This is a genomic window from Aeromonas sp. S41-2 (assembly GCF_027705845.1).
Classification (GTDB): domain Bacteria; phylum Pseudomonadota; class Gammaproteobacteria; order Enterobacterales; family Aeromonadaceae; genus Aeromonas; species Aeromonas hydrophila.
Genome location: NZ_JAPDCG010000004.1, coordinates 396082 through 418932 on the forward strand (window position 1 = coordinate 396082; position 22851 = coordinate 418932).

At 64.0% G+C, this 22851-nt stretch carries 19 protein-coding genes; 3 read left to right on the top strand and 16 right to left on the bottom strand.

Going from position 1 to position 22851, the window contains the following annotated elements:
- Positions 1–48: 48 nt before the first annotated feature.
- The 8 genes from mshE to mshI form a co-directional block, all read right to left on the bottom strand.
- Positions 49–1758, bottom strand: coding sequence for an MSHA fimbrial ATPase MshE (gene mshE, locus OKC44_RS12555; RefSeq protein WP_011704368.1), 1710 nt, complete (start codon positions 1756–1758; stop codon positions 49–51).
- 32 nt (positions 1759–1790) lie between these two features.
- The gene (gene mshN, locus OKC44_RS12560) at positions 1791–2879 is read right to left on the bottom strand and encodes an MSHA fimbrial biogenesis protein MshN (RefSeq protein WP_270813144.1); all 1089 of its coding nucleotides are present in this window, start codon (positions 2877–2879) and stop codon (positions 1791–1793) included.
- The gene (mshM, locus tag OKC44_RS12565; RefSeq protein ID WP_270813146.1) at positions 2876–3766 is read right to left on the bottom strand and encodes an MSHA fimbrial biogenesis protein MshM; all 891 of its coding nucleotides are present in this window, start codon (positions 3764–3766) and stop codon (positions 2876–2878) included. The genes mshN and mshM overlap by 4 nt, the downstream gene beginning before the upstream one ends.
- A gap of 77 nt (positions 3767–3843) precedes the next feature.
- Positions 3844–5508 (bottom strand): pilus (MSHA type) biogenesis protein MshL, encoded by a 1665-nt coding sequence (mshL, locus tag OKC44_RS12570; RefSeq protein WP_270813150.1) that lies wholly within the window; start codon positions 5506–5508, stop codon positions 3844–3846.
- 70 nt (positions 5509–5578) lie between these two features.
- The gene (gene mshK, locus OKC44_RS12575) at positions 5579–5905 is read right to left on the bottom strand and encodes an MSHA fimbrial biogenesis protein MshK (protein WP_016349155.1); all 327 of its coding nucleotides are present in this window, start codon (positions 5903–5905) and stop codon (positions 5579–5581) included.
- Positions 5898–6545, bottom strand: a complete 648-nt coding sequence (gene mshJ, locus OKC44_RS12580) for an MSHA fimbrial biogenesis protein MshJ (protein ID WP_011704364.1) — start codon at positions 6543–6545, stop codon at positions 5898–5900. The genes mshK and mshJ overlap by 8 nt, the downstream gene beginning before the upstream one ends.
- Positions 6545–7138 (bottom strand): MSHA fimbrial biogenesis protein MshI1, encoded by a 594-nt coding sequence (gene mshI1 / locus OKC44_RS12585; RefSeq protein WP_045528781.1) that lies wholly within the window; start codon positions 7136–7138, stop codon positions 6545–6547. The genes mshJ and mshI1 overlap by 1 nt, the downstream gene beginning before the upstream one ends.
- Positions 7138–8001 (bottom strand): MSHA fimbrial biogenesis protein MshI, encoded by an 864-nt coding sequence (gene mshI / locus OKC44_RS12590; RefSeq protein ID WP_039212858.1) that lies wholly within the window; start codon positions 7999–8001, stop codon positions 7138–7140. The genes mshI1 and mshI overlap by 1 nt, the downstream gene beginning before the upstream one ends.
- Positions 8002–8070: 69 nt before the next feature.
- Between mshI and OKC44_RS12595 the strand changes: the two genes are divergently transcribed.
- Positions 8071–9018, top strand: coding sequence for a 1-aminocyclopropane-1-carboxylate deaminase/D-cysteine desulfhydrase (locus tag OKC44_RS12595; RefSeq protein ID WP_442865721.1), 948 nt, complete (start codon positions 8071–8073; stop codon positions 9016–9018).
- Between the two features lie 74 nt (positions 9019–9092).
- Here the strand turns inward: OKC44_RS12595 and OKC44_RS12600 are convergent, their stop codons facing one another.
- Positions 9093–11021, bottom strand: coding sequence for an RNase E specificity factor CsrD (locus OKC44_RS12600; RefSeq protein ID WP_039212856.1), 1929 nt, complete (start codon positions 11019–11021; stop codon positions 9093–9095).
- 546 nt (positions 11022–11567) lie between these two features.
- On the opposite strand from OKC44_RS12600, the gene OKC44_RS12605 reads away from it, so the two are divergent.
- The gene (locus OKC44_RS12605) at positions 11568–13103 is read left to right on the top strand and encodes an EAL domain-containing protein (RefSeq protein WP_270813156.1); all 1536 of its coding nucleotides are present in this window, start codon (positions 11568–11570) and stop codon (positions 13101–13103) included.
- 161 nt (positions 13104–13264) lie between these two features.
- Positions 13265–14362: a calcium:proton antiporter gene (locus tag OKC44_RS12610; protein WP_017408799.1), complete on the top strand. Its 1098-nt coding sequence runs from the start codon at positions 13265–13267 to the stop codon at positions 14360–14362.
- 72 nt (positions 14363–14434) lie between these two features.
- Here the strand turns inward: OKC44_RS12610 and hutH are convergent, their stop codons facing one another.
- The 7 genes from hutH to rpoH all read right to left on the bottom strand — a co-directional run bounded on the left by hutH (position 14435) and on the right by rpoH (position 22494).
- Entirely contained in the window at positions 14435–15967 is a 1533-nt protein-coding gene (gene hutH, locus OKC44_RS12615) for a histidine ammonia-lyase (protein ID WP_168755959.1), read from the bottom strand.
- Between the two features lie 4 nt (positions 15968–15971).
- On the bottom strand, positions 15972–17681 hold the full coding sequence (hutU, locus tag OKC44_RS12620; protein WP_223951074.1) for a urocanate hydratase: 1710 nt from the start codon (positions 17679–17681) through the stop codon (positions 15972–15974).
- A gap of 54 nt (positions 17682–17735) precedes the next feature.
- Positions 17736–18680 carry a formimidoylglutamase gene (gene hutG / locus OKC44_RS12625; RefSeq protein ID WP_242796606.1) on the bottom strand — a complete coding sequence of 315 codons (945 nt, stop codon included), beginning with the start codon at positions 18678–18680 and terminating at the stop codon, positions 17736–17738.
- Positions 18673–19908: an imidazolonepropionase gene (gene hutI / locus OKC44_RS12630; protein WP_270813162.1), complete on the bottom strand. Its 1236-nt coding sequence runs from the start codon at positions 19906–19908 to the stop codon at positions 18673–18675. The genes hutG and hutI overlap by 8 nt, the downstream gene beginning before the upstream one ends.
- 155 nt (positions 19909–20063) lie before the next feature.
- A complete protein-coding gene (gene hutC, locus OKC44_RS12635; protein WP_270813164.1) occupies positions 20064–20768 on the bottom strand; it encodes a histidine utilization repressor in 705 nt (234 codons plus the stop codon).
- An 11-nt stretch (positions 20769–20779) separates the two neighbouring features.
- A complete protein-coding gene (gene can / locus OKC44_RS12640) occupies positions 20780–21439 on the bottom strand; it encodes a carbonate dehydratase (protein WP_005308055.1) in 660 nt (219 codons plus the stop codon).
- 200 nt (positions 21440–21639) lie between these two features.
- Complete coding sequence (rpoH, locus tag OKC44_RS12645) at positions 21640–22494, bottom strand: RNA polymerase sigma factor RpoH (protein WP_016349143.1); 855 nt, start codon at positions 22492–22494, stop codon at positions 21640–21642.
- Positions 22495–22851 lie beyond the last annotated feature (357 nt).

Here is a 22851-nt window from a genome sequence, read left to right on the forward strand (position 1 = left end):
GCCTCGCGCCAGCCGGCCGCGTTCACTGCCGATGAAGTTGGTCATCACTTACCCCAGGTCCTCCGCCAACCGCAGCACCTCGTCCACCGAGGTGATCCCCTGGCGGGCGTAATCGAGCGCGGTCAGCGCCAGCGGCCGGTAGTGCGGGTGCTGGCGGGCCGCCTTGGCAAACCCTTCGGCGTCGTTGCGGCGCAGGGAGTCCATCATGGGCTGATCCAGCTCCAGCAGCTCGTACACCCCGATCCGGCCGGCATAGCCGGTGAAGTTGCAGCTCTGGCAGCCGCGCCCCTTGTGATAGACGTGCTGGCCCGGCGCCTCGCCGGAGAGCACGGTCAGCCAGGTGGCCTGGCCTTCATCCGGCGCCTTCTCCTCGACGCAATGCTCGCACACCCGCCGCACCAGCCGCTGGGCCACTACCGCCCGCAGCGCGCTCGCCACCAGATAGCCGGGAGCCCCCATGTCGATGAGGCGCAGGGCGCTGGTCACCGCATCGTTGGTGTGCAGCGTGGTCAGCACCAGGTGACCTGTGATGGCGCCGCGCAAGCCGATCTCCACCGTTTCGTTGTCCCGCATCTCGCCCACCAGCAAGATGTCCGGATCCTGACGCAGGGTGGAGCGCAGCACGTGGGAGAAGGTGAGCCCGATCTTGGGGTTGACCTGGACCTGGTTGACCCTGGGCAGCCGGTATTCCACCGGATCTTCCACCGTGATGATCTTCTGGCTGGCCTGGTTGAGCTCGGAGAGGGCACCGTAGAGGGTGGTGGTCTTGCCGCTGCCGGTCGGCCCCGTCACCAGGATCATGCCGTGGGGACGCTTGAGCTGGCGCCGGAAGCGGGTCAGGATCTCCGGCGGCATGCCAGTCTCGGTCAGCGACAGGATGCCGGAGGATTGGTCCAGCAGCCGCATCACCACGGATTCGCCGTACTGCACCGGCATGGTCGACATCCGCACATCCACGTCGCGGCCGCGCACCTTCATGTTGAAGCGGCCATCCTGCGGCAGCCGCTTCTCGGAGATATCGAGGCCGGCCACCAGCTTGAGGCGCAGTACCAGCGCCTGGGCGATACGCACCTCGCTCAGGATGTTCTCGTGCAGGATCCCGTCGATGCGCTGGCGAATGCGCAGCACCTTCTCGTCCGGCTCGATGTGAATATCGGAGGCTCCCACCTGCACCGCATCCTCGAACAGGGAGCGCAGCAGCTTGGCCACCGTCGCCTCCCCCTCGTCACCGGCCCCCAGATTGCTGGAGCCCAGCTCGAAGCCGGCGTCCTGATACTCCTCATGCAACTGTTCGGCGAAGCTCTCGATCTCACGGGTGCGGCGATAGAGGCGGTCGAAATACTCCAGCAGCTGACCTTCCCGCGCCACCGCCAGCCCCATCTCCCGCGGGCGCAGCAGCGCCGCGATGGCGTCGAGGGCGCTCAAGTCGGCCGGATCCGACATGGCCACCGTCACCTTGTTGTCGGTGAGGTTGACCGCCAGCGCGCGATAGCGGCGCGCCTGCACTTCCGGCAGCAGCGGCACCGCCGACGCATCTATGGTGAGGTTGTTGAGATCGAAGAAGGGCACATCCAGCTGACGGGCGAGGAACTGCAGCAGTTGCACCTCGCTGATGAAGCCGAGATCGATCAGGGTGGTGCCCAGCTTGCGGCCGGTCTGACGCTGCTGCTGCAGGGCGAGCTGCAGCTGATCATCCGAGATGATCTGCTCTTGTACCAGCAGGTCGCCGAGGCGCATTTTCAGTCTGGGTTGTGCCATGCAAACTCCAAAAAAGTGATCCCGGCCGCCCGTCAGGGGGCAAGCTGGGCAATCCGCTGTTCGAGCCAGCTGGTCGAAGCCTCGCCCAGATTGCCGTGCAACTGGGCATTGCGATAGGCATCCAACGCCCGCTGGCTGTGGCCCTGGCCATCTTCGGCCACCCCGAGCCCGAGCCACCAGCGACCCTGATCCGGCTGCTGGCGCAACAATTTCACGTAAAGATCCGCCGCCTCGGCATGCTGACCCAGCTCCTGGCTGAGCCCGGCCCAGGTGGCGTAATAATCCAGATTGCTGGCCAGATCCGGTCGATGGCCGGTCAGCCAGCCGAGCGCCTTGAGCTGATCGCCGCCGCTGATGGCGAGCCGCGCCAGCAGCAACCGAAAATCGGCCTGTTCGGGATCGAATCTGAGCCCCTCTTCCAGCAACTGGCTCGCCTCACTCAGCCGCCCCTCGCCGTACAGCAGGCCCGCCAGCTGCTCGCGCGCCCCCTGATTGCGGGGATCGTGGGCCAGCACCTGATAGTAGTTGTCCTGGGCATCGCGCAGCTGCCCCTTGGCCATGGCGGTGGTGGCCTTGCGCTCGGCCAGGGTGGCCAGTTCAGCCTCGGAAAGATTGACCGTCTCTATCTTGAGCACGCCGGGTTTGCGCGGCGCGGCCGCGGGGGCCTCCTGCTCCGCCGCGAGCTCGGCATAGAGATCGGGTTGCAGCTCCTCGTCGCTCGGCCCCTCCTCATCGATGGTGGCCATATCGGCATCATCGGCTGCACTCTCCTGCGGCTCGGTGGTAGGCGGGGCAGCAAGGTGGCGCGGGGTTGGCAGCGCCACCACCTGATCCACCGGCTCCTGTTCTGCACTGGCCGGCACCGCTGCGGGAACCGCACGGGCGATGGCGTCCGGTTTGGGCTCGCCGGCCGCCTGCAGCTGGCGGGCTTCGACGACCCGCTGGCTCTGCTGCCAGTAGATCCAGGTGCGCCAGCCCAGAATGCCGAGGGCCAGCCCGCAGATCAGGGTCAGCAGCAGCATCCACCAGCCCTGCTGGCGCACGGGCGGCACATAGACGGCCCCCTCGCTCCCCTGCTGGCGCTGTTCCAGATCCTTGAGCATCTGATTGATCACGCTCATTGCCAGACTCCATAGGCGAGGGCGCAGCCCAGCAGCAGCACGAGTGGCCACCAGCGCCGCGGCACGAAGCGGTGGGCATCGTCGGTGTCGCGCACGGCCAGCCGCACCAGCCGGCTGTCGATCTGGCGCGCTCCCTGGCCGTAGGCCAGCATCAGGCACTTCTGCGCCAGTATGTTGATGAGTCGCGGAATGCCGCGCGAGGCGCGCCACAGCTGGCGCAGCGCCCGTCCGCCAAACAGCGGGGCCCCGCGATAACCGGAAATCTGCAATCTGTGCTCCAGGTAGGCCCGGGTTTCATCGAAACGCAGCGGCCGTAGGCAGTAGGAGAAACCGATCCGCTGGCGCAGCTGGCGCAGATGGGGCTTAGCCAGCCTGGCATCCAGCTCCGGCTGGCCAAACAGCACGATCTGCAGCAGCTTGCTCGATTCGGTCTCCAGATTGCCAAACAGCCGGATCGCCTCCAGCGTCTCGTCTGGCAGCGCCTGCGCCTCGTCGATCAGCACCACCACCCGGCTCCCCTGCTGGTGCAAGGCGATGAGGTGGCGATGGATGCGATCGGTCAGATCCAGCTCGCTCTGATCCCGCACCGCCAGTCCCAGCTCCAGTGCCAGGGCGATGCGCAGCTCGGCCGGGTTGAGATGGGGATTGGGCAACCAGGCCAGACGCACCGACCGCTCCTCGGAGCCCAGCTCGCTCAGCAGTTTGCGGCAGAGCAGGGTCTTGCCTGTGCCGACCTCGCCGGTCACCTTGATGAAGCCCTCCCCCTGCGCCAGCGCCCAGTTGAGCACCTGCAGCGCCTCCTCGTGCGGGGGCAGCCCGTAATAGAAACCGGTGTTGGGGGTGAGGCCGAAGGGAGCCTCCTGCAAACCGAAGTGGTTCAGGTACATGGGCAATCACCTGCCATCTCTGCCCGGGAGCCCGTGATGGCCCCCGGCACGTGATCAAACCAGTCCAAGATCATGACTCAGCCCTTGGGCGGATACCATTTGTCGAGCAGCTCGGAGGAGCGCTGCAGTTCGTTCTGCCAGGTGTCCTTCTCCACCACGGTCGGCTTGAGCAGGATCACCAGCTCCACCTTCTTGGTACTTTCCCGGCGATTGGTGAAAGCCTCGCCGACCCAGGGAATGTCCCCCAGCAGCGGCACCTTGCTGACGATCTCCTGCTTGTCGGTCTTCATCAGGCCGCCGATGACGATGATGTCGCCATTGTTGGCCTGCACCACGGTATCGGACTCGCGGATCGAGCTCTTGGCCAGCGGCAGGATCAAGGGGTCCGCCGTGCCGACATCGATGGTTTTCTTCTGCTCTTCGGTGTCGATGACGGAGGGGTGGATATGCAGCAGCACCTTGCCCTCTTCGTCGATCTGCGGCGTCACGTCCAGCGCGATACCGGAGAAGAAGGGAGTCAGCTCTACATTGGGCGTGACTATCGGTGCCGATGTGCCTGAGGTTGTGGTCGTGGTGGAGGCGTTGGTGACGAAATACTCGTCGGTCCCTACCTTGATCACCGCCTTCTGGTTGTTGGTCGCCGTCACCCGCGGGCTGGAGAGGGTATTCACGTCCCCCTGTGTCTTGAGCAGGTTCACCGCCACGTTGAAGTTGCCGTCGGAAATCTTGAAGCCGGCCCCGCCACCCAGGGCACTGAAGATCTGGTTCGGGGTGTTTGCAATCGTGCTCGGTGTCAGCGAACCACCGCCGGTAATGCCCTTGTTGCCATCCCAGCTGGCGGAGAGACCGCTCCAGTCCACCCCCTGCTCGTAACCCTCGTTGAGGGCCACCTCCAGGATCCGCGCCTCCAGCACCACCTGGCGCTTCAAGTGGCTCTCTGACTGATTGAGGAACTCGCGCACCGCCTTGAGCTCCTTCGGATAGGCCCGGATAGTCACCAGGCCCGCCTGCGGGCTGGTGATGACGGCGCGGCCATCACCGCTGCCGATCAGGGTCTGCAGGGTGTCGCGCAGATCGGTCCAGTAGTCGCTGTTGGTGTCGGTCTCGATGCGGGTGCCGTTGCTGTCGCTGTTCGAGCTGCCGTTGGAAGAGCGGTTGCTGGTACTGTTGTTGTTAGCGTTATCGAAGTTGTTGTTATTACTGCTGTTGTTGTCGTTAGAGGCCACCCCGCCGGTGCTGACCGAGGTACGGGAGAGACCGCGCCGGGACATCATCAGGTAGTTGACCGGGATGGTCTCGGTGCGCAGCCCGGCCGGGTAGACGTGGAACACGTTGCCCTTGCGCTGCACGTCGAAGCCGTACATGTCGCCCACCACCGCCAGCACTTCGGTCAGGGTCACGTCCTTGAGCTCGACCGAGATCTGGCCGGCCACCCCGGGGTGCACCGCCACGCTGTAGCGGGAGCCCTTGAACAGGGAGCCGAAAAACTCCACCGCATCCACGTCGTGGGCGGCAATGCGCAGCCGCGGTTCCGGCATGCTGATGGCCTGGGGCGGACGATTGAGCTGCAGCAGTTCGCTCTGTACCGACTTGGGTACGCTGGTCAGCGCCCCGCCCTTGTTCTGTTCGGTCATGGCATGCCTGAGTACGTCCTTGGCCTGCACGGGTTCGGGGTGCCGGTAGCTGGTACAGCCTGCCGTCAGCACGGCGGCGGAGATCAGGCAGAGATGATGTTTTTTCATGTAATAAGTGCACCCTGACTTGCAATTAAACTCGACAAACCTGGCTCCGCCCATCCCGGGTGGAGCGCGTTCAGATCCGGACCTTGCTGGCAAACAGGGTCAGCGACTGGCGCTTGCCCCCCTTCTCCAGCACCACGGCATCTGCACCTATGGCCACCACGCGATAACCGTCGACCTGCTGGCCGACCCGATAACTGCTGCCGTTGAGCACCGCCAGTGCCGGGCCGTTGCCCAGCATGATGCTCTGCAGCCTGGGCAGACCGGCCTCGCGCTGGCCGGTTGCACTGGCGCCGCTGGTCGCGCCGCTCAAAGGGGCGGTGGGGTCCTGCAACAACTCGGGCTGCGCCTGGGCCAGCAGACTGAACAGACACGCCCACAGGGGAAACCATCTAGCCACGGATAAACTCCTTGCTGGTGCTGAGGGTGTAGATCTCCATCTCCACCACCGCCTTGGGATACTCCTGCACCTGGTAGTCAAACTGCTTCCAGTAGAAGTGGCGCGGCAGCCCCTCCAGCGCCTTGAGATACTGATACACATCGAAATAGCCGCCCTCCAGCTTGAGCCGGATGCCGTGCTTGAACAGGTTGATGCGCTGCTCGCCCGCCATCAGCGGCTCCGGCGTCAGCGACGTGAGTGCCACCATGTGCAGATTGGCGGAGCGCGACAGCAGGGCCTCCAGCACGGCCGGCATCTCGTGGGCCTGGATCAGATCCACCGTCTGGGCCTTCAGTTCGGCGTCCAGCTTGCCCAACTCGCCATCCAGCTGCGCCAGCTGGGTACGCACATGCAGATCCGGATCCCGCGCCAGTTTGGCCTGCTTGCCCTGGTTCTCGAGGTCCATGATCTCCAGATCCCGCTGGGCAGTGCTCAGCGCCAGCCGCTCCTGCTCCAGCCGCACCGCGGCCCCATCCAGCCAGCCATAAATGGCAACGGCGCCAACCACGACCACCCCGGTCAGCAGGATCAGGACTCGCTCGCGCTGGCTGAGGGCGGCGATCTTGTCGGCCCAGGCCTGCCACTGCTCTTTCAGGCTCATCAGGGCTTCTCCCGCTCGATGCCGCTGAGCTGGAAGGCCAGCCGGCCCTCCTTGTCACGGCTTAACGTCAGCTCACCAAACTGCTTGCCCGCCAGCGACGGGGTCTGCTTGAAACGGTTGACCCAGGCCGGCACATCCTGGCTGCGCCCGGCGAAGCCGGACAGGTTGACGTAGCCGTCGGCGATCTCGATTCGCTGCAAGGAGAGCTGCGGATCGCGGATGCGGGACAGATCGGCCATCAGCCCGGCATAGCCCTGGGATTTTTGCAGCGCCAGGCTGCCCAACTGCCGCATCAAGCCCTGCTTGGCGGTCAGCTCCTCCTGCTTGGTGACAAGCTGCTGTTGCAGCAGGCCATCGGCCTGATGGCGGGCAAGCTCGGCATCCAGCCGCTGCGCCTCGCCGCGCTTGATCTCCAGTGCAGCCCGCACCTGCACCAGCTCGCGCTCGACAGCGTGTTGCTGCCAGGCGATGACGCCGGCGGCGCACAGCAGCAACAGCACGCTGCCGCCCCATACCAGCGCCATCTGGTTGAGGCTGGCCCACTGCCGTCTGGGCCGAAACTCGGCGCCGTAAAGGTTGATCTGGCGTTTCATCAGGCATCCTCCCCCAGAGCAGCTGCATAAGCCGAGAGATATTCCACGCCGGAGAGGATCGCCTTGTTGGCCATGGCGGAGACGGCAAAGCCGAAGGTCTGCTCCATGTGGCGCACCAGGGTACCGATGAAAGGCGAGGCGATGGCGAGCTGCATCTGGCCGAGTTCCGGCAGCTTGAGCTGGCCAACCAAGTAATCGAGGGAACGCTGGATCTCCAGCGCCAGCGAATCGAGCAGCATGGCGTCAGGCTCATGCTCGCCGGTGAGGGCGCCGAAACCCCGCAACTGGCGGGAGAAGCAGAGCCCCCCCTGATGGAACACCAGCAGTTGCAGATCCTGCCCCTTCGGCTGCCACAGCAGCATGCGCACCGTCTGATCCGGCTCGTACAGCGCGGTCATCGCCAGCTCGTCGCTGACGATGGCGTCCAGGCTGGCGATGCCGTTGACCGCATCCGCCAGCTGCTGCACCCGCGCCTTGGGCACACAGATCACGTTGATGCGCGGCCGGCCCGCCGGCGGGGTGGGCAGATCCACATAATCCATGGCGAGCTGCAGCACGGATTCGCTGACATAATCCTTGATCGCCCAGGGCAGGGCACCGGCCATTTCGGCATCGGGGACGGCGGGCTTGTCGATCTGAACCTGTTGATAAAGGCTGGCCGCGAGGGCGACTCGCACCTTAGACTTGGCGAGGCCGTGGCGGCTGAACAGCTCGGCCATGGCCTGGGGCCACTCTTGCGGGCCATTGATGGCGCGGGTGGCGAAGATGGGCGGGTTGCCGAGCGAAGCCAGCATGATCCGATCGCTGGCCAGCAGGAGTCCTACCTGACGGCTGGGGGTCGAACGTCTGAAAAGTTGTTTCATTGAAACCCGCACCTGGCTGCCCAAAACGGATTAAACCTTAGCATAAACAGAGCATTAGCCTCCAGATAAATGACCGATTACTCATTGTCACCCCACTCGTCCCCGATGGCGCAGCCGCCCCTGCCGCCCGCCCTGTTGCCCTCGCCGCTGCAAGCTGTCTCGCACCCGCTGTTGAGCGTCTATGGAGTCCAGCTCTGGTGCAAACGGGACGATCTGATCCACCCCGCCATCTCGGGCAACAAGTGGCGCAAGCTCAAGTACCACCTGTTGCATGCCAAGGAGCAGGGCAAACGCCATCTGCTCTCGTTTGGCGGCGCCTACTCCAACCACATCCATGCCCTGGCGGCAGCGGGGTGCCAATCTGGCCTGCGTACTACCGGCATCATACGCGGGGAGCCGGAAGCCGTCAGCAACTGCACTCTGAGCGCAGCAAAAGGCTGGGGCATGGATCTCGTTTTTGTCGACCGCCAAAGCTACCGGCGGCGGCAGGATCCCGCCTGGCTGGCCCAATTCGAAAATGAAGAGACCCTGATAGTGCCGGAAGGGGGCAGCAGCCCGCTGGCCATTCCCGGGGTGGCCGAGCTGGTCGATGAAGTGCCCTTCTCGCCGGATCTCTGGGTGCTGCCCTGCGCCAGCGGCGGCACCCTGGCCGGGCTCATCGCCGGCAAGCGGGCACCGCAGCAGATCCTCGCCATCGCGGTACTCAAGGGGGGGAGCTTCATTGCCGACGAGGTGCGCCGACTCCATCCCGCCGCCGCCGACACGCCCGGCTGGCGGATCGCGCTGGATCACCACGACGGCGGCTATGCCAAATTCAGTCCGGCACTCTGGCAATGGGTGCAGGCCTTCAGCGCCGAGACGGGCCTGCCGCTGGAGCCCATCTACAGCGGCAAGGCCATGTGGGGGCTGTTTCGCGAGCTGGCGGCAGGCCGCATCCCGCGCGGCAGCAAGATCGTCTTCATCCACACCGGTGGCATGCAGGGGCTGGCGGGGCTGAGGGAGCAGGGGCGCCTGTGACGGCGTGCCGGGCGCAATACCGGCGCTGAACCACAAAAAGAGAGGGTCGCCCAGGCGATCCTCTCTTGCATCCATCAGGCGCCGGCCGGCTCCAGCACCAGCCGCTCCGGCTCGGCGAACCAGGGGCCCTGCCCGGCGTGCACCCCGAGGTGGCGCAGCATCTTCCACTCGTCGCCGCTCTCCACCCCCACGGCGATGACCCGGGTGCGGGTGTTGGCACAGCCTCCCACCAGGCTGCGCACCGCCATCTGGTTGACCTGGCGGGTATGGATCTCGCGCACCAGGCTGGGGTGCAGCTTGAGGAAGTTGATCTCGAACTCCTTGATGTACTGGGTGCTCACCACATCCTGGCCGGCGTGATCGATGGCCAGCTGGCAGCCCAGCATGCGCAGCGCCCGCAGCGGCCGCTTGAGCGCCTCGTAGTGGCGGGTGACCTGAGCCTCGGAGAGTTGCAGGATCAAGCGCTCGTTGGTGCTGCGCGGCAGCTGGAACAGGTCGAAGAACAGCCAGCGCTGGAACTCCCGGTGCAGCAGGCTCTGGGCGCAGAGGGTCAGGCTGATGGGGCAGCTCTGTTCGGAGCGCTGGCGCAGCAGGCCGAGGGTCTGCTCCGCCACCAACCGATCCAGCGGCAGCAACAGCCCCGCCTTCTCCGCCATCGGCATGAAGACGCCGGCCTGCAGCTCCCGCCCCTGCTCGTCGTGGATCCGGATCAGCAGATCCTGCTGCAATACCACCTGATCCCGCTCCTGCTGCACCGGTTGCACATAAAAATCGATGCCGTGCTCTTCGATGCGCCGGCCGATCAGGGTGCGCCAGCGCACCGTGCCCTTGCTGCTCTGCTCCTCGTCCAGCTGTTTCTCGTAGAGGAACCAGCCGGTGTGGCCCTGCAGCCGCGCGCTCTTGAGCGCCAGCTCCGCCTCCTCCTGCACCTTGAGCAGGGAATCCTCGGCCTGATAGCAGACGGCGCCGAGATAGACGGCGGTATCTGGATTGACCGCCTCGGGCCAGTGCAGTCGCTGCAGGCTCTTGTGCAGCTGGCCGGCGCCATCCACCATCTCGCTTTCCGACATGTTGGGCAGCAGCACGGCAAACACCTGGCCGGCATAGCGGGCCTGCAGGGCACCGTTGTGCTTGCGCACGAAGGCGGCGATGGAGGCGCTCGCCTCCATCAGCAGATCCTGGCTCTGGCGGCCGTTCAGCTCGGGATCCAGCTCCTCCAGGCCGGCCAGCTCGATCAGCAGCACGCCACCGCTCATCACGCTCGCCTCCATGATGGCGCTCTCCAGCCGGTTGTCGAAGAACAGCCGGTTGCCGATGCCAGTCATCTTGTCGACGAAGGCGTTGCTGCGGATGAAGTTGTCGAAGCGGCTACGCTCCTTGCGGGCATCCGCCAGCTCGGCCAGCAGATAGTCGAGGGCCTGGCTGGCCGGCTGCGGCCACTCATCGGCCGGATCGTGGGCCAGCTTGGTGAGCTTGTTGTCGAGGATCAGCTGGGCGCGCTCGGCCAGCAGCTCGGCACCCCGCAACTGCAGCCGCAGCCAGCGAATGGAGTACCAGAGGCCGAACACCACGATGAAGACGCCGAGGGAGATGCCGGACATCGCCTTGATGGAGTACTCGAACTCCTTGAACGGCCGCTCCAGCTTGAAGTCGGCCTGCATGCCCGGCTGATGGGGCATGGGCTGATGATAGGGGATCAGCAGGCTCTCGTCGGTCGGCTGCTGCACGTCGCGAAACCAGTAGATCCGCTGCTTGTCCTGGCGGATCTCCAGCTCCACCACGTGGGCCGAGCGCAGCAGGGTCGGCAGCCAGCGGGTGAGATCCTGATGATCGTCGGCCACCTCCAGCTGCTTGTCGATGATCTCGACCAGCGAGTTGACCTTCTTCTGCTGCATCTCCATGCCCAGCTCACGGAAGCTGAACACCCCGCCAAGCAGCACCATGGCCATGGCCGCAATGACACACAGGGTAATAAACGAGACAAGCTGAGTGGTCAGTTTCATGTGCCTTTCCGTATGCCCGACAACATCCATGTGGCTTCATCGTATCAGCCAACCTCGAAGCGCGCCTATGGACGAAGATCCCGCTTCTGGAATTAAGCGGGCGAGCATACCCAAACCGGTACGAGAACACCAAGCCCCGGGCGGGGTGACGGCCAAAAAATGACGGATGACGGAAAGAAACGGGAGGTAACTCAGCGCATTGGCTGAACAGCGGGCAGAAAAATGGTCCCACAAAGGGGACCAAAAGAAACACTCATATCAAAACTAACACTCTGTGCTACTGACAAAAAAACAGATACAGGAGTATTGAACACACGGTGAGTCAAACCGCACGGCTACTCTAGCCACTTCAGATAAGCTGGACAATTGTCATTTATGACAGGTCAGCGATTGAATCTTCAGCAGTCCATTTTATAAAACCATTATTTATCAGCAGATTATAAATCTGCTGCACAAGTGTGATCGCCTCCGCTCAAATCGATGCAGCTAATGCACTATGATGATGCCTCTCATATGCATCCCATTCGTTCATCAGGCAGGTATCCCTTGCGACCCATCTCCCCCCTCTGGCTCACCCTGTTGCTGTTCTGCCTGCCCCTGCTGGCCAGCCTGCCCCTCAGCCAGCTGCTCGGCAGCCCGCTGGCCCACCAGCTGCTGCAGGAGAAGAAGACGGAGATCGAAGCCGCCCTGGCGGAACGCCATCGGGCGCTGGACGAGAGCATCCGCAGCCAGCTGACCCAGTTTCGCTTCGACTGCGGCGAGCAGGACATGGCGCTGCTGCGGGATCCCCGCTTTTACAACAGCCACATCCGCATCCAGGGGATCATGCTCGCCACCGGTGGCGGCTGCTCCAGCCTGGGGGTGGAGCTGCCCTTCACCCCGGCCGAACTGCCGCCCTACCCCAGCCAGGAGCAGTTCGGGATCGCCGCCACCATGGCCCGCTTTCACACCGAGCAGGAGCTGGTCGCCTACTACCGCACCGGCGGCAACATCGTCTACTGGGTGCTGAGCAACAGCTGGAGCCACGCCCTGCTGCAGTACCCCTGCCGCAACTGCTTCTATCTGGAGTTCAGCCAGCAGCAGCCGGGAGTCGCCAGCCCGATCTTCCCTCGCGGCGACAGCGCCATCAAGCAGGAAACCGGCAGCCAGAGCCTCAGCCTCAGTTTCCTCGATCCCAATGAGCAGATCCGGCAAACCCTGTGGGCGGGCGAAGCGCTCGAGCGCTACGCCCAGCAGCAGGCCCGCCACTACGGGCTCTGGGGCGGCGCGGCGGTCGGCGCCCTGCTGGTCGCCGCCTACTGGGGGCTGCGCAACTACCGGCGCTCACTCAAGGGGTTGCTGCAAGCCGGGCTGGCACGACGGGAGTTCGTGCCCTTCTATCAACCCGTGGTCGACAGCCGCAGCCAGCAGGTGGTGGGCTTCGAGGCGCTGCTGCGCTGGCAGCGGGGCGGCGGCCTGATCCCGCCCGGTGCCTTCATCGACTATGCAGAGGAGCAGCAGCTGATCCTGCCGATGACCAGCCAATTGCTGGAGAAGGTGATCGCGGATCTGCCCAGACTCGCCCCCGGCCAGTGGGTCAGCGTCAACATAGTGGCCGCCCACCTCGAGCACCCGCACCTGCGCAACCTGCTGCTGCTGCACGGCTGGCCCTCCCCCTCCCAGCTCACCTTCGAGCTGACCGAGCGCAAGCCCATCACCGACATCGAGACCGCGATCACCGAGATCGGCGCCCTGCAGCAGCAGGGTTACCACTTCAAGCTGGATGACTTCGGCACCGGTTATGGCGGCTTCGCCTATCTGCAGCGGCTCGGCATCCGCCAGATCAAGATCGACAAGATGTTCGTCGACACCATAGGCACCGATGACCTCAAACGCAGCGTACTGGATGCCACCATCGCCTTCGGCCGTGAATCGGGCATGGAGATGATCGCCGAAGGGGTCGAGCGTCAGTCTCAAGTGGATTACCTGGGCCAACGCGGCGTGCACCTGATCCAGGGCTATGTCTATGCACAGCCCATGGCGCTGACCAAGCTGAAGATCTGGCTGCTGGCCTGGTATCAGAACCACACGGGCGAGCGATGAGCCACACTGCCGAGGCAGGTCGATCATATCTTGCAACAAAATGATTTTCCCTTGAGCGGACAACTCCCTTTATCATGAACAGGCGCGCTACCTTGCGTGGCGCCGCCACCCTGTTCCTTACCCGTCGGCTCACGCCGCCCTGATGATGAGAACCATTGCCTATGAAGTCATTTATCCGGCAAGAGATTGCCCTGCCCGTTGGCCTGCTCACCCTGCTCTTTTTCAAGACGCTCGGCAGCGACCTGCTGACAGAGGCCACTCCGCTCGGGATTTATCTTCCTGTCTCGGCGGTACTGCTTGCCATCGTCACCTGGGCCATCTTCTCGGTGGTGCGCCACTCGGATGCCCTTGCCATCAAGCTTGGCGAGCCTTTTGGCACCCTGATCCTCACCCTGTCGGTCATCTCGCTGGAAGTGGTGATGATCTCCTCGGTCATGCTGACCGGCGAACCCAATCCGGTGATGGCCCGCGACACCATGTTTGCCGTGGTAATGCTGGTGACCAACGGCCTAGTGGGCTTCACCCTGCTGTTCGGCGGCTGGCGCTACCACACCCAGAGCTTCAATCTGGACGGGGTCAAATCCTATCTGGTGGCCATCATTCCGCTGGCGCTGCTCTGCCTGGTGCTGCCCAACTTCACCGAAGGGGGCAACATCGGCAGCATGTCGAGCGCCATGTCCTGGATGCTCATCATCATCTCGGTGCTGCTCTACGGCGTCTTCCTGCTGATCCAGACCCGCAGCCACAGCCACTTCTTCATCGACAGCGATCACGAGGATTACGAAGAGCACCACGGCCCGCTGCAGAGCAACGTCTACCACACCCTGTTGCTGCTCGCCTATCTGGTGGTGGTGATCCTGCTGGCCAAGACCCTCGCTATTCCCATCAACCACGGGGTCAAGGTACTGGCGGCGCCGCCGGCGCTGGGCGGCTTCATCGTCGCCTGTATCGTGCTGGCCCCCGAAGCGGTCGGCGCCATCAAGGCGGCCTTCAACAACCAGCTGCAGCGGGCCATGAACCTCTACTTCGGCTCTGTGCTGGCTACCATCGCCCTCACCGTGCCTGCGGTGCTGTTCATCGGCGCCATGCTGGGGCAGGAGGTGCGCCTGGGCCTCTCCGCCGCCGACATGGTGCTGCTGTTCACCACCCTCATGGTGTGCAAGGTGACCTTCAGCAGCGGCCGCACCAATGTGCTGCACGGGGCCACTCACCTGGTGCTGTTCGTGGTGTACCTGTTCCTGATGTTCGAGCACGAATAACCGCGTTCAAGCAACGTCAGAAACGCAAAGACCGCCCGATGGGCGGTCTTTTGTTATGGGCGGGATGGCCACTTACAGGCTCGGCAACACGCTAGCCGGGAGCAGGTCGTTGTAGCTGGCGCGGCCCAGCAGGGCGGCGGCCGCCTCGATGTCCGGCGCGAAGTACCTGTCCTTGTCGTAGAAGCTGACCTCTTCCCGCAGCCGGCCCTTGGCCAGCTCGATGAGCTCGGTGCTGCGCAGGGGGGCACGAAAATCCAGCCCTTGCGCTGCCGCCAGCAGTTCCACCGCCAAAATGCCGCGGGTGTTCTCGGCCATGTCCGCCAGTCGACGGCCGGCGAAGGTGGCCATGGAGACGTGATCCTCCTGGTTGGCAGACGTCGGCAGGCTGTCCACCGAGGCCGGATGGGCCAGCGTCTTGTTCTCGGAGGCGAGCGCCGCCGAGGTGACCTGAGCGATCATGAAACCGGAGTTGACGCCGCCGTTGTTGACCAGGAAGGCCGGCAAACCGGACATGCGCGAGTCGATCAGCAGCGCCATGCGCCGCTCGGACAGCGACCCGATCTCGGCGATGGCCAGCGCCAGGTTGTCGGCGGCGAAGGCCACGGGTTCTGCGTGGAAGTTGCCGCCGGAGAGAATGTCTTCATCCTCGGCAAACACCAACGGGTTGTCGGAGACCGCGTTGGCCTCGCACACCAGCACCTCGGCCGCCTGGCGGATCTGGGTCAGGCAGGCACCCATCACCTGCGGCTGGCAGCGCAGGGAGTAGGGATCCTGCACCTTCTCGCAATTGTGATGGGACATGCCGATCTCGCTGCCATCCACCAGCAGGTGGCGATAGCAGGCGGCCGCGTCGATCTGGCCACGCTGACCACGCACCGCATGGATGCGGGCATCGAACGGCCGGCGGCTGCCAAGGGCGGCCTCCACGCTCATGGCACCGATGGTGATGGCGCCGGCGTAGAGATCCTCGGCGTGGAACAAGCCTTCCAGCGCGAAGGCGGTGCTCGCCTGGGTGCCGTTGAGCAGGGCCAGCCCCTCTTTCGGTGCCAGCGCGATGGGCTCGAGCCCGGCAATCTTCAGGGCCGTGGCGGCATCGATCAGCTCGCCAGCGTGGCGGGCCTTGCCCTCCCCGATCAGCAGACAGCTCATGTGGGCCAGCGGCGCCAGATCGCCGGAGGCACCGACGGAGCCCTTCTTCGGCACCACCGGATAGACTTCGGCGTTGATCAGCTGCATCAGGGCCTCCAGCACCACCAGCCGAATGCCGGAGAAGCCGCGCGCCAGCGAGTTGAGCTTGAGCACCATCATCAGCCGCACGGTGGCGTCATCCATGTACTCGCCAATCCCTGCCGCATGAGAGAGCACGATGGAGCGCTGCAACTCGTCCAGCTGCTCCACCGGAATGCGGGTGTTGGCCAGCAAGCCAAAGCCGGTGTTGATGCCGTACACCACCCGGTTTTGCTCGATCACCTTGGTGACCACGGCGGCGGAGGCGTGGATCCCCGCCAGAGCGGCGGGATCCAGTGAAACGTGTACCGGCTCGCGGCTGACGCGGCGCAGGGTGGCAAGATCCAGCTCGCCCGGGGTAATAGTCAATTCAAACATGGTGTTACACCTTTCCTTTGACACCGTTGGCGCCGTCAATCATCGGCAGATCCAGTTTCGCCTCGTGGGCGCAGTTGATGGCAATCTCGTAGCCGGCGTCGGCGTGACGCATCACCCCGGTGGCCGGGTCGTTGCGCAGCACCCGACCGACCCGCTTGGCGGCGTCATCGGAGCCATCACAGACGATCACTACGCCGGAGTGCTGGGAGAAGCCCATGCCGACCCCGCCGCCGTGGTGCAGGGAGACCCAGGTCGCGCCGCCGGCGGTGTTGAGCAGGGCGTTGAGCAGCGGCCAGTCGGAGACGGCATCGGAGCCATCCATCATCGACTCGGTCTCGCGGTTCGGGCTCGCCACCGAGCCGGAGTCCAGGTGATCGCGGCCGATGACGATGGGGGCTTTCAGCTCGCCATTCTTGACCATCTCGTTGAAGGCCAGGCCGAGGCGTACCCGATCCTTGACCCCGACCCAGCAGATCCGCGCCGGCAGGCCCTGGAAGGCGATGCGCTCGCGAGCCATGTCGAGCCAGTTGTGCAGGTGAGGATCATCGGGGATCAACTCCTTCACCTTCTGGTCGGTCTTGTAGATATCTTCCGGATCGCCGGAGAGCGCCACCCAGCGGAACGGGCCAATGCCCTCGCAGAACAGCGGGCGAATGTAGGCCGGGACGAAGCCGGGGAAGTCAAAGGCGTTTTTCACCCCCTCCTCCAGCGCCATCTGGCGGATGTTGTTGCCGTAATCCAGGGTGGCGGCACCGCGGGCTTGCAGGGTCAGCATGGCTTCCACCTGACGGGCCATGGAGTGGCGGGCGGCCTGGTTCACTTCCTGGGGCGCGGATTTTTGCAGCGCGCGCCACTGGGCCACGCTCCAGCCCTGCGGCAAGTAGCCGTGCACCGGGTCGTGGGCGGAGGTCTGGTCGGTCACCACGTCCGGGGTGATGCCACGGGCCACCAGCTCGGCGAACACGTCGGCAGCGTTGCCGAGCAGGCCGACGGAGACGGCGCTGCCGCTCTGTTTGGCCTCTTCGATCATGGCCAGCGCCTCATCCAGGCTGTGGGCCTTCTTGTCGACGTAACGGGTACGCAGACGAAAATCGATGCGGGTCTCGTCGCACTCCACCGCGATCATCGAGAAGCCGGCCATGGTGGCCGCCAGCGGCTGGGCGCCGCCCATGCCACCGAGACCGCCGGTCAGGATCCAGCGCCCCTTGGGCTCGCCGTTGAAGTGCTGGTTGGCCACCGCGAAGAAGGTTTCGTAGGTGCCCTGGACTATCCCCTGAGTGCCTATGTAGATCCAGGAACCGGCGGTCATCTGGCCGTACATCATCAGGCCCTTCTTATCGAGCTCGTTGAAGTGCTCCCAGTTGGCCCAGTGCGGCACCAGGTTGGAGTTGGCGATCAGCACCCGGGGCGCGTCCTTGTGGGTCTGGAACACCCCGACCGGCTTGCCGGACTGCACCAGCAGAGTCTGATCCTCCTCCAGCCGGGTCAGCACCTCGACGATCTTGTCGAAGCAGGCCCAGTTGCGGGCGGCGCGGCCGATGCCGCCATACACCACCAGCGACTGGGGATGTTCGGCCACCTCGGGATCCAGGTTGTTCATCAACATCCGCAGCGGCGCTTCGGTGAGCCAGCTCTTGGCGGTCAGCGTGGTGCCGCGCGGGGCGCGGATCACGCGATTGGGATCGTGACGGGGATCCTGGTGTTGCTGGGACATATACACTCCTTGTTTATCGATGCAGCAGGGTGGCGGCCGGCCCGTGGCAGGCCGCTACTTGGTTAACTGATGGACCAGCCGGGCGGCCACACGGGCACTGCGGTTGTCCTGATCCAGACTCGGGTTGTATTCGGCCAGATCGGCGAGCCTGAGCTTGCCGCTGGCCCGGATATGGGCGATAAGCGGCTCGATGACCGCCAGCTCCACGCCGCGGGCGGCGGGGGCGCTCACTCCCGGCATCACGGCCGCCGGCAGCACGTCGAGATCGATGGTCAGATAGAGGTGATCGCAGCGGGCGATAAAGGCATCCAGCCCGCTGAGCAAGGCCGGCAGCTCGGCCGGCGTCATCGCCTCGTCCAGCTCGTGCCACACCCCCAGCGCCTCGGCGCGGGCGAACAGCGCCTTGGTATTGGCGGTCTCGGCCACCCCGAGGCAGGCGTAGGTAAACGGCGTGCCCTGGGCGGCACACTGCTCGGCAATCTGGAAGAAGGGGGTGCCGGAGCTCGCCTGCTCCAGCTTCATGCGCAGGTCAAAGTGGGCGTCGAAGTTGATGATGCCGATCCGGCCACGGCCGGCCAGATGCAAGTTGAGGCCGCTCCAGCTGCCAAAGGCCACCTCGTGGCCACCGCCCAGCACCAGCGGGAAGTGCCCCTCATCCAGCAAGCGGGCCACCCGTTCGGCCAGGCGGTCGTGAGCGGCATCGAGATCGCCATCCTTACAGTGCACGTCACCGCTGTCATAGACGGGCCGACCCAGATGCCAGGCAGTGTTGGCCAGCAGCTTGCGCACCGCCAGCGGCGCACCGGCGGCCCCTACCCGCCCCTTGTTGCGGCGCACCCCCTCGTCACAGGCAAAGCCCACCAGGGCAACGCCTGGAGCGGCGCGGCCTGCTTGTGGCCAGGGTTGTACCTTGTCGTGCCAGCGCAAGGCCAGCTCGCCATCTTCCGGATCCTGGCGCCCCTGCCAGACCGACATGTCGACCGGGTTGAACTTATCCATGGAGCGTCTCCTCGCCGTTGATCACCCGGCTCACCAGCTGATCGACGCCGATGAGGTAGCTGAGCTCGGCCGGATGGCCGCAGTTCCAGACCAGAAAGTCCGCCAGCATGCCGACCCTGAGCTGCCCCAACTGCTCCTGCTCGCCAAGCGCGCGGGCGGCGTGGCGGGTCACCCCGGCCATGGCCTCCACCGGGGTCAGGCCGAACAGGGTACAGGCCATGTTCATGGCCATCCGCAGCGAGACGATGGGGGCCGTGCCAGGGTTGATGTCGGAGGAGACCGCCATCGGCACCCCCGCCTTGCGCAGGGCGGCGACCGGCGGCAGCTTGGTCTCCTTGAGGAAATAGAAGGCGGTGGGCAGCAGGGTGGCCACCACGCCGCGATGGGCCAGCGCCTGGATCCCTTCCGGATCCAGGTACTCCAGGTGATCCACCGAGAGGGCGCCGAAGTTGGCGGCCAGCGTGCTGCCACCCAGGTTGGAGAGCTGATCCATGTGCCCTTTCACCGCCAGGCCGTATTGATCCGCCGCCAGATAGACCTGCTCGGTCTGGGCCAGCGAGAAGCCGATGTGTTCACAGAAGACGTCCACCGCATCGGCCAGGCCCGCCTCGGCGGCAGCCGGGATGATCTCCTGGCAGATGGTCTCGACCCAGGAGTCGGGATCGTCTCGATACTCCGACGGCACCGCATGGGCCGCCAGCAGGGTGGTCTTGACCCGGATCGGCAGCGCCTCCCCCAGTCGGCGGGCAACCCGCAGCATCTTGAGCTCGTCTTCCAGGGTGAGGCCGTAGCCGGACTTGATCTCCACCGTGGTGACCCCTTCCCGGATCAGGGATTTCACCCTCGGCAGCGCCAGCTCAAACAGCTGATCCTCACTGGCGGCGCGGGTGGCGCGCACCGTGCTGATGATGCCGCCGCCTTTGCGGGCGATCTCTGCATAGGGCACCCCTTTCTGGCGCAGTTCGAACTCTTCGGCACGGCTGCCGGCGAAGATGAGGTGGGTGTGGCAATCGATGAGGCCGGGGGTGACCAGCTTGCCCTTCATGTCCTGCCAATGGGCGGGATAGGGGCCTTTGAGATCCTGCATCGGCACCAGGGCGTGGATCCGCCCCTCGTGAACGCCGAGGGCATGGGGCTCCAGCAGACCGTAGTCGGCCAGATCGGAGCGCAGGGTGGCGGGTGTCACGTTGAGCCAGACCCGCTCGCAGTTCAACAGTTCCTTGTTCATACCGACCTCTAAATGTATATACATTAACTTATATCCGATCTCTGACGGGAAAGAAAGGATCAAGTTCACATCTTGATAACAGCGTGTTCATTAGAGCTTAAACACAAAAAAGCCCGCCAGAGGCGGGCTTTTTCAAAAATGATATGTATATACAATTAGCTAAGGCTGGTCTTGGAGCTCAACTTGTAACGGGAGCCAGGCGACAGCAAACGGGCATAGGAGACCAGATAACCGTCGGACCAGGTACGCCGATGCAGCAGCAGGCAGGGGGTGTCGACCCGCACCTGCAACACGCCGGCCTCGCCGGCGCTTGGCAGCACCGCCTCCACCACGTGCTCCATCTCGGAGAGAGGGCAGACCTCCATCAGATAGCGGTTGGGGGTCTGGCTGGCAAAATCCTGCTCACCGTACTGTGGCAACCGCTCGGCATCGACGAAGCGCTCTTCCAGTTGCAGCGGCTCGCCATCGGCCTGATGGACGATGAGACTGTGGAAGATGGGGGCGCCGACTCGCAGGCCCAGCTGCACCGCCACCTTCTCGTCGGCGGCCTGGCGCTGCAGCCGGATCACCCGGCCACTGTACTCGCTGCCCCGCTCGGCGATCTCGTCGGCGATGTTGCGAATGGCCAGCAGCGGCGATTCGGTACGCCTGTCCGCCACGAAGCTGCCGGAGCCGGCGGTGCGCACCAGCCACCCCTCGGCCACCAGTTCGCGCAGCGCCTTGTTGACCGTCATCCGGCTCACGGCGAACTGCTCGCACAGGGCGGCCTCGGTCGGGATCCGATCGCCCGCCTGATAGTGGCGTTCGCGGATCCCGTCCAGGATGTGCTGCTTGATCTGCAGATAGAGGGCCGGTGCCAACGGGATGCTCCTCAGCGACGGCGGTGGGGCGGACGCATGTCCGGCCAGGCGCGATAGACGTCCGGGATCTGCTCGGGCCCGCTGATGCAGAGATCGAGATCGTGCAGCAGACCGTCCTTGATGCCGTAGATCCAGCCGTGTACCGCCAGCTCCTGCCCCTTGCGCCAGGCGTTCTGGATGATGGTGGTATGACAGACGTTGGCCACCTGCTCGGCCACGTTCAGCTCGCACAGGTAGTCGAAGCGCTCGTGCTCATCCTCGATGGCATCCAGCTGCTCGCGATACTTGAAGTAGACATCCTTGATGTTGCGCAGCCAGTTGTCGATGAGCCCCAGCTCCTGGTTCTGCATCGCCGCCTTGACGCCACCACAGCCATAGTGGCCGCAGACGATGATGTGCTTCACCTTGAGCACCTCGACCGCGTATTGCAGCACCGAGAGGCAGTTGAAGTCGGTGTGTACCACCAGGTTGGCGACGTTGCGGTGGACGAACACGTCCCCCGGCAGCAGCCCCATCAGCTGGTTGGCGGGTACCCGGCTGTCGGAGCAGCCGATCCAGAGGTATTCGGGGGCCTGCTGGGCGGAGAGGGTAGCAAAGAATTCGGGATCCTCGGCCTTGATCCGTTCCGCCCACTCGCGGTTGTTGGTAAACAAGTCGTTCAAGAGTTTCACTATCTGCTCTCCCTACTGTGGCAGTGGCGGCAACATACCATATACAAGGGTAACCAAGGCAAGGCCGACCAGATCCCCGTCAAACAAAAACAGGGCCATCAGGCCCTGTTTTTATGAGAGGAAGCATCAGGCTTCCATGGCATCTTTCAGCTTCTTGAGAGCATTTTTCTCAAGTTGACGGACCCGCTCGGCGCACAGGCTTATGCTTCCATCGCATCCTTCAGCTTCTTGAGGGCGTTTTTCTCAAGCTGACGCACCCGCTCGGCGGAGACGCCGTAGGTATCGGCCAGCTCCTGCAGGGTGGTCTTGCTGTCATCGTCGAGCCAGCGGGCACGGATGATGTGCTGACTGCGCTCGTCCAGGGTAGCCAGGGCCGAGCTCAGGCGACGGGTCGCGTGATCGTCCCAGTTGTCGTTCTCGATGGTCGCGGCCAGATCGGAGGATTTGTCCTCCAGATAGTGGACCGGTGCAAAACCACCCTCTTCTTCGTCATCGCCGACCAGATCGAACGCCTGATCGTAGTTGCTCATGCGCGCTTCCATCTCGGTAACGTCGGCGGCGGAGACGCCGAGGTCGGCAGCCACGGCCTGTACCTCTTCGTGGTTCAGCCAGCCCAGACGTTTCTTGGATTTGCGCAGATTGAAGAACAGCTTGCGCTGGGCCTTGGTGGTCGCCACCTTGACCATGCGCCAGTTGCGCAGCACGTATTCGTGAATTTCGGCCTTGATCCAGTGCACGGCAAAGGAGACCAGGCGCACGCCGACACTCGGGTCGAAGCGCTTGACCGCCTTCATCAGACCGATGTTGCCTTCCTGCACCAGGTCGGCCTGGGGCAGACCGTAGCCGGCATAACTCTTGGCGACATGAACGACAAAGCGCAGGTGCGACATAACGAGCTGACGGGCAGCCTCGAGATCGCCACCCTGCTGCAAACGCTCAGCCAGTTCACGCTCTTCCTCTGCGCTCAGCACCGGAATCGAGTTTACTGCCTGGATATAGCCTTCCAGACTACCTTGCGGAATCAGAGCCATAGTGCGCTGCAATGAAGTTCCCATGTTCTACCTCTTACTTTTCAATCGAATCAGTCTAACACCCTGAGAGGGCCTGTCTACTGACCGGACGCCATTCTGCGGCCTGCATCAAACATGCTGAACATGTTTGAACCGGGGTTATCTTAGGCCGGCAGGATGAATCATGAATGAACAGTCAAAAAAAGGGGGTCACAATAAAGGACCCCCGAAAAGTAGCATGCTAAGTCCATTGTTGCGGAGCTCGCAACCTTCACATGCTTGCCAAGTCAGACGAGCAAGGCATAGGGGCCACACCCGTATAAATTCTTCAGCATTTGTAGACTGCTTATAAATCAGAAGGTTCACAGGATCCAGAGAAGATCCCGAAGATCGGCAATGTTC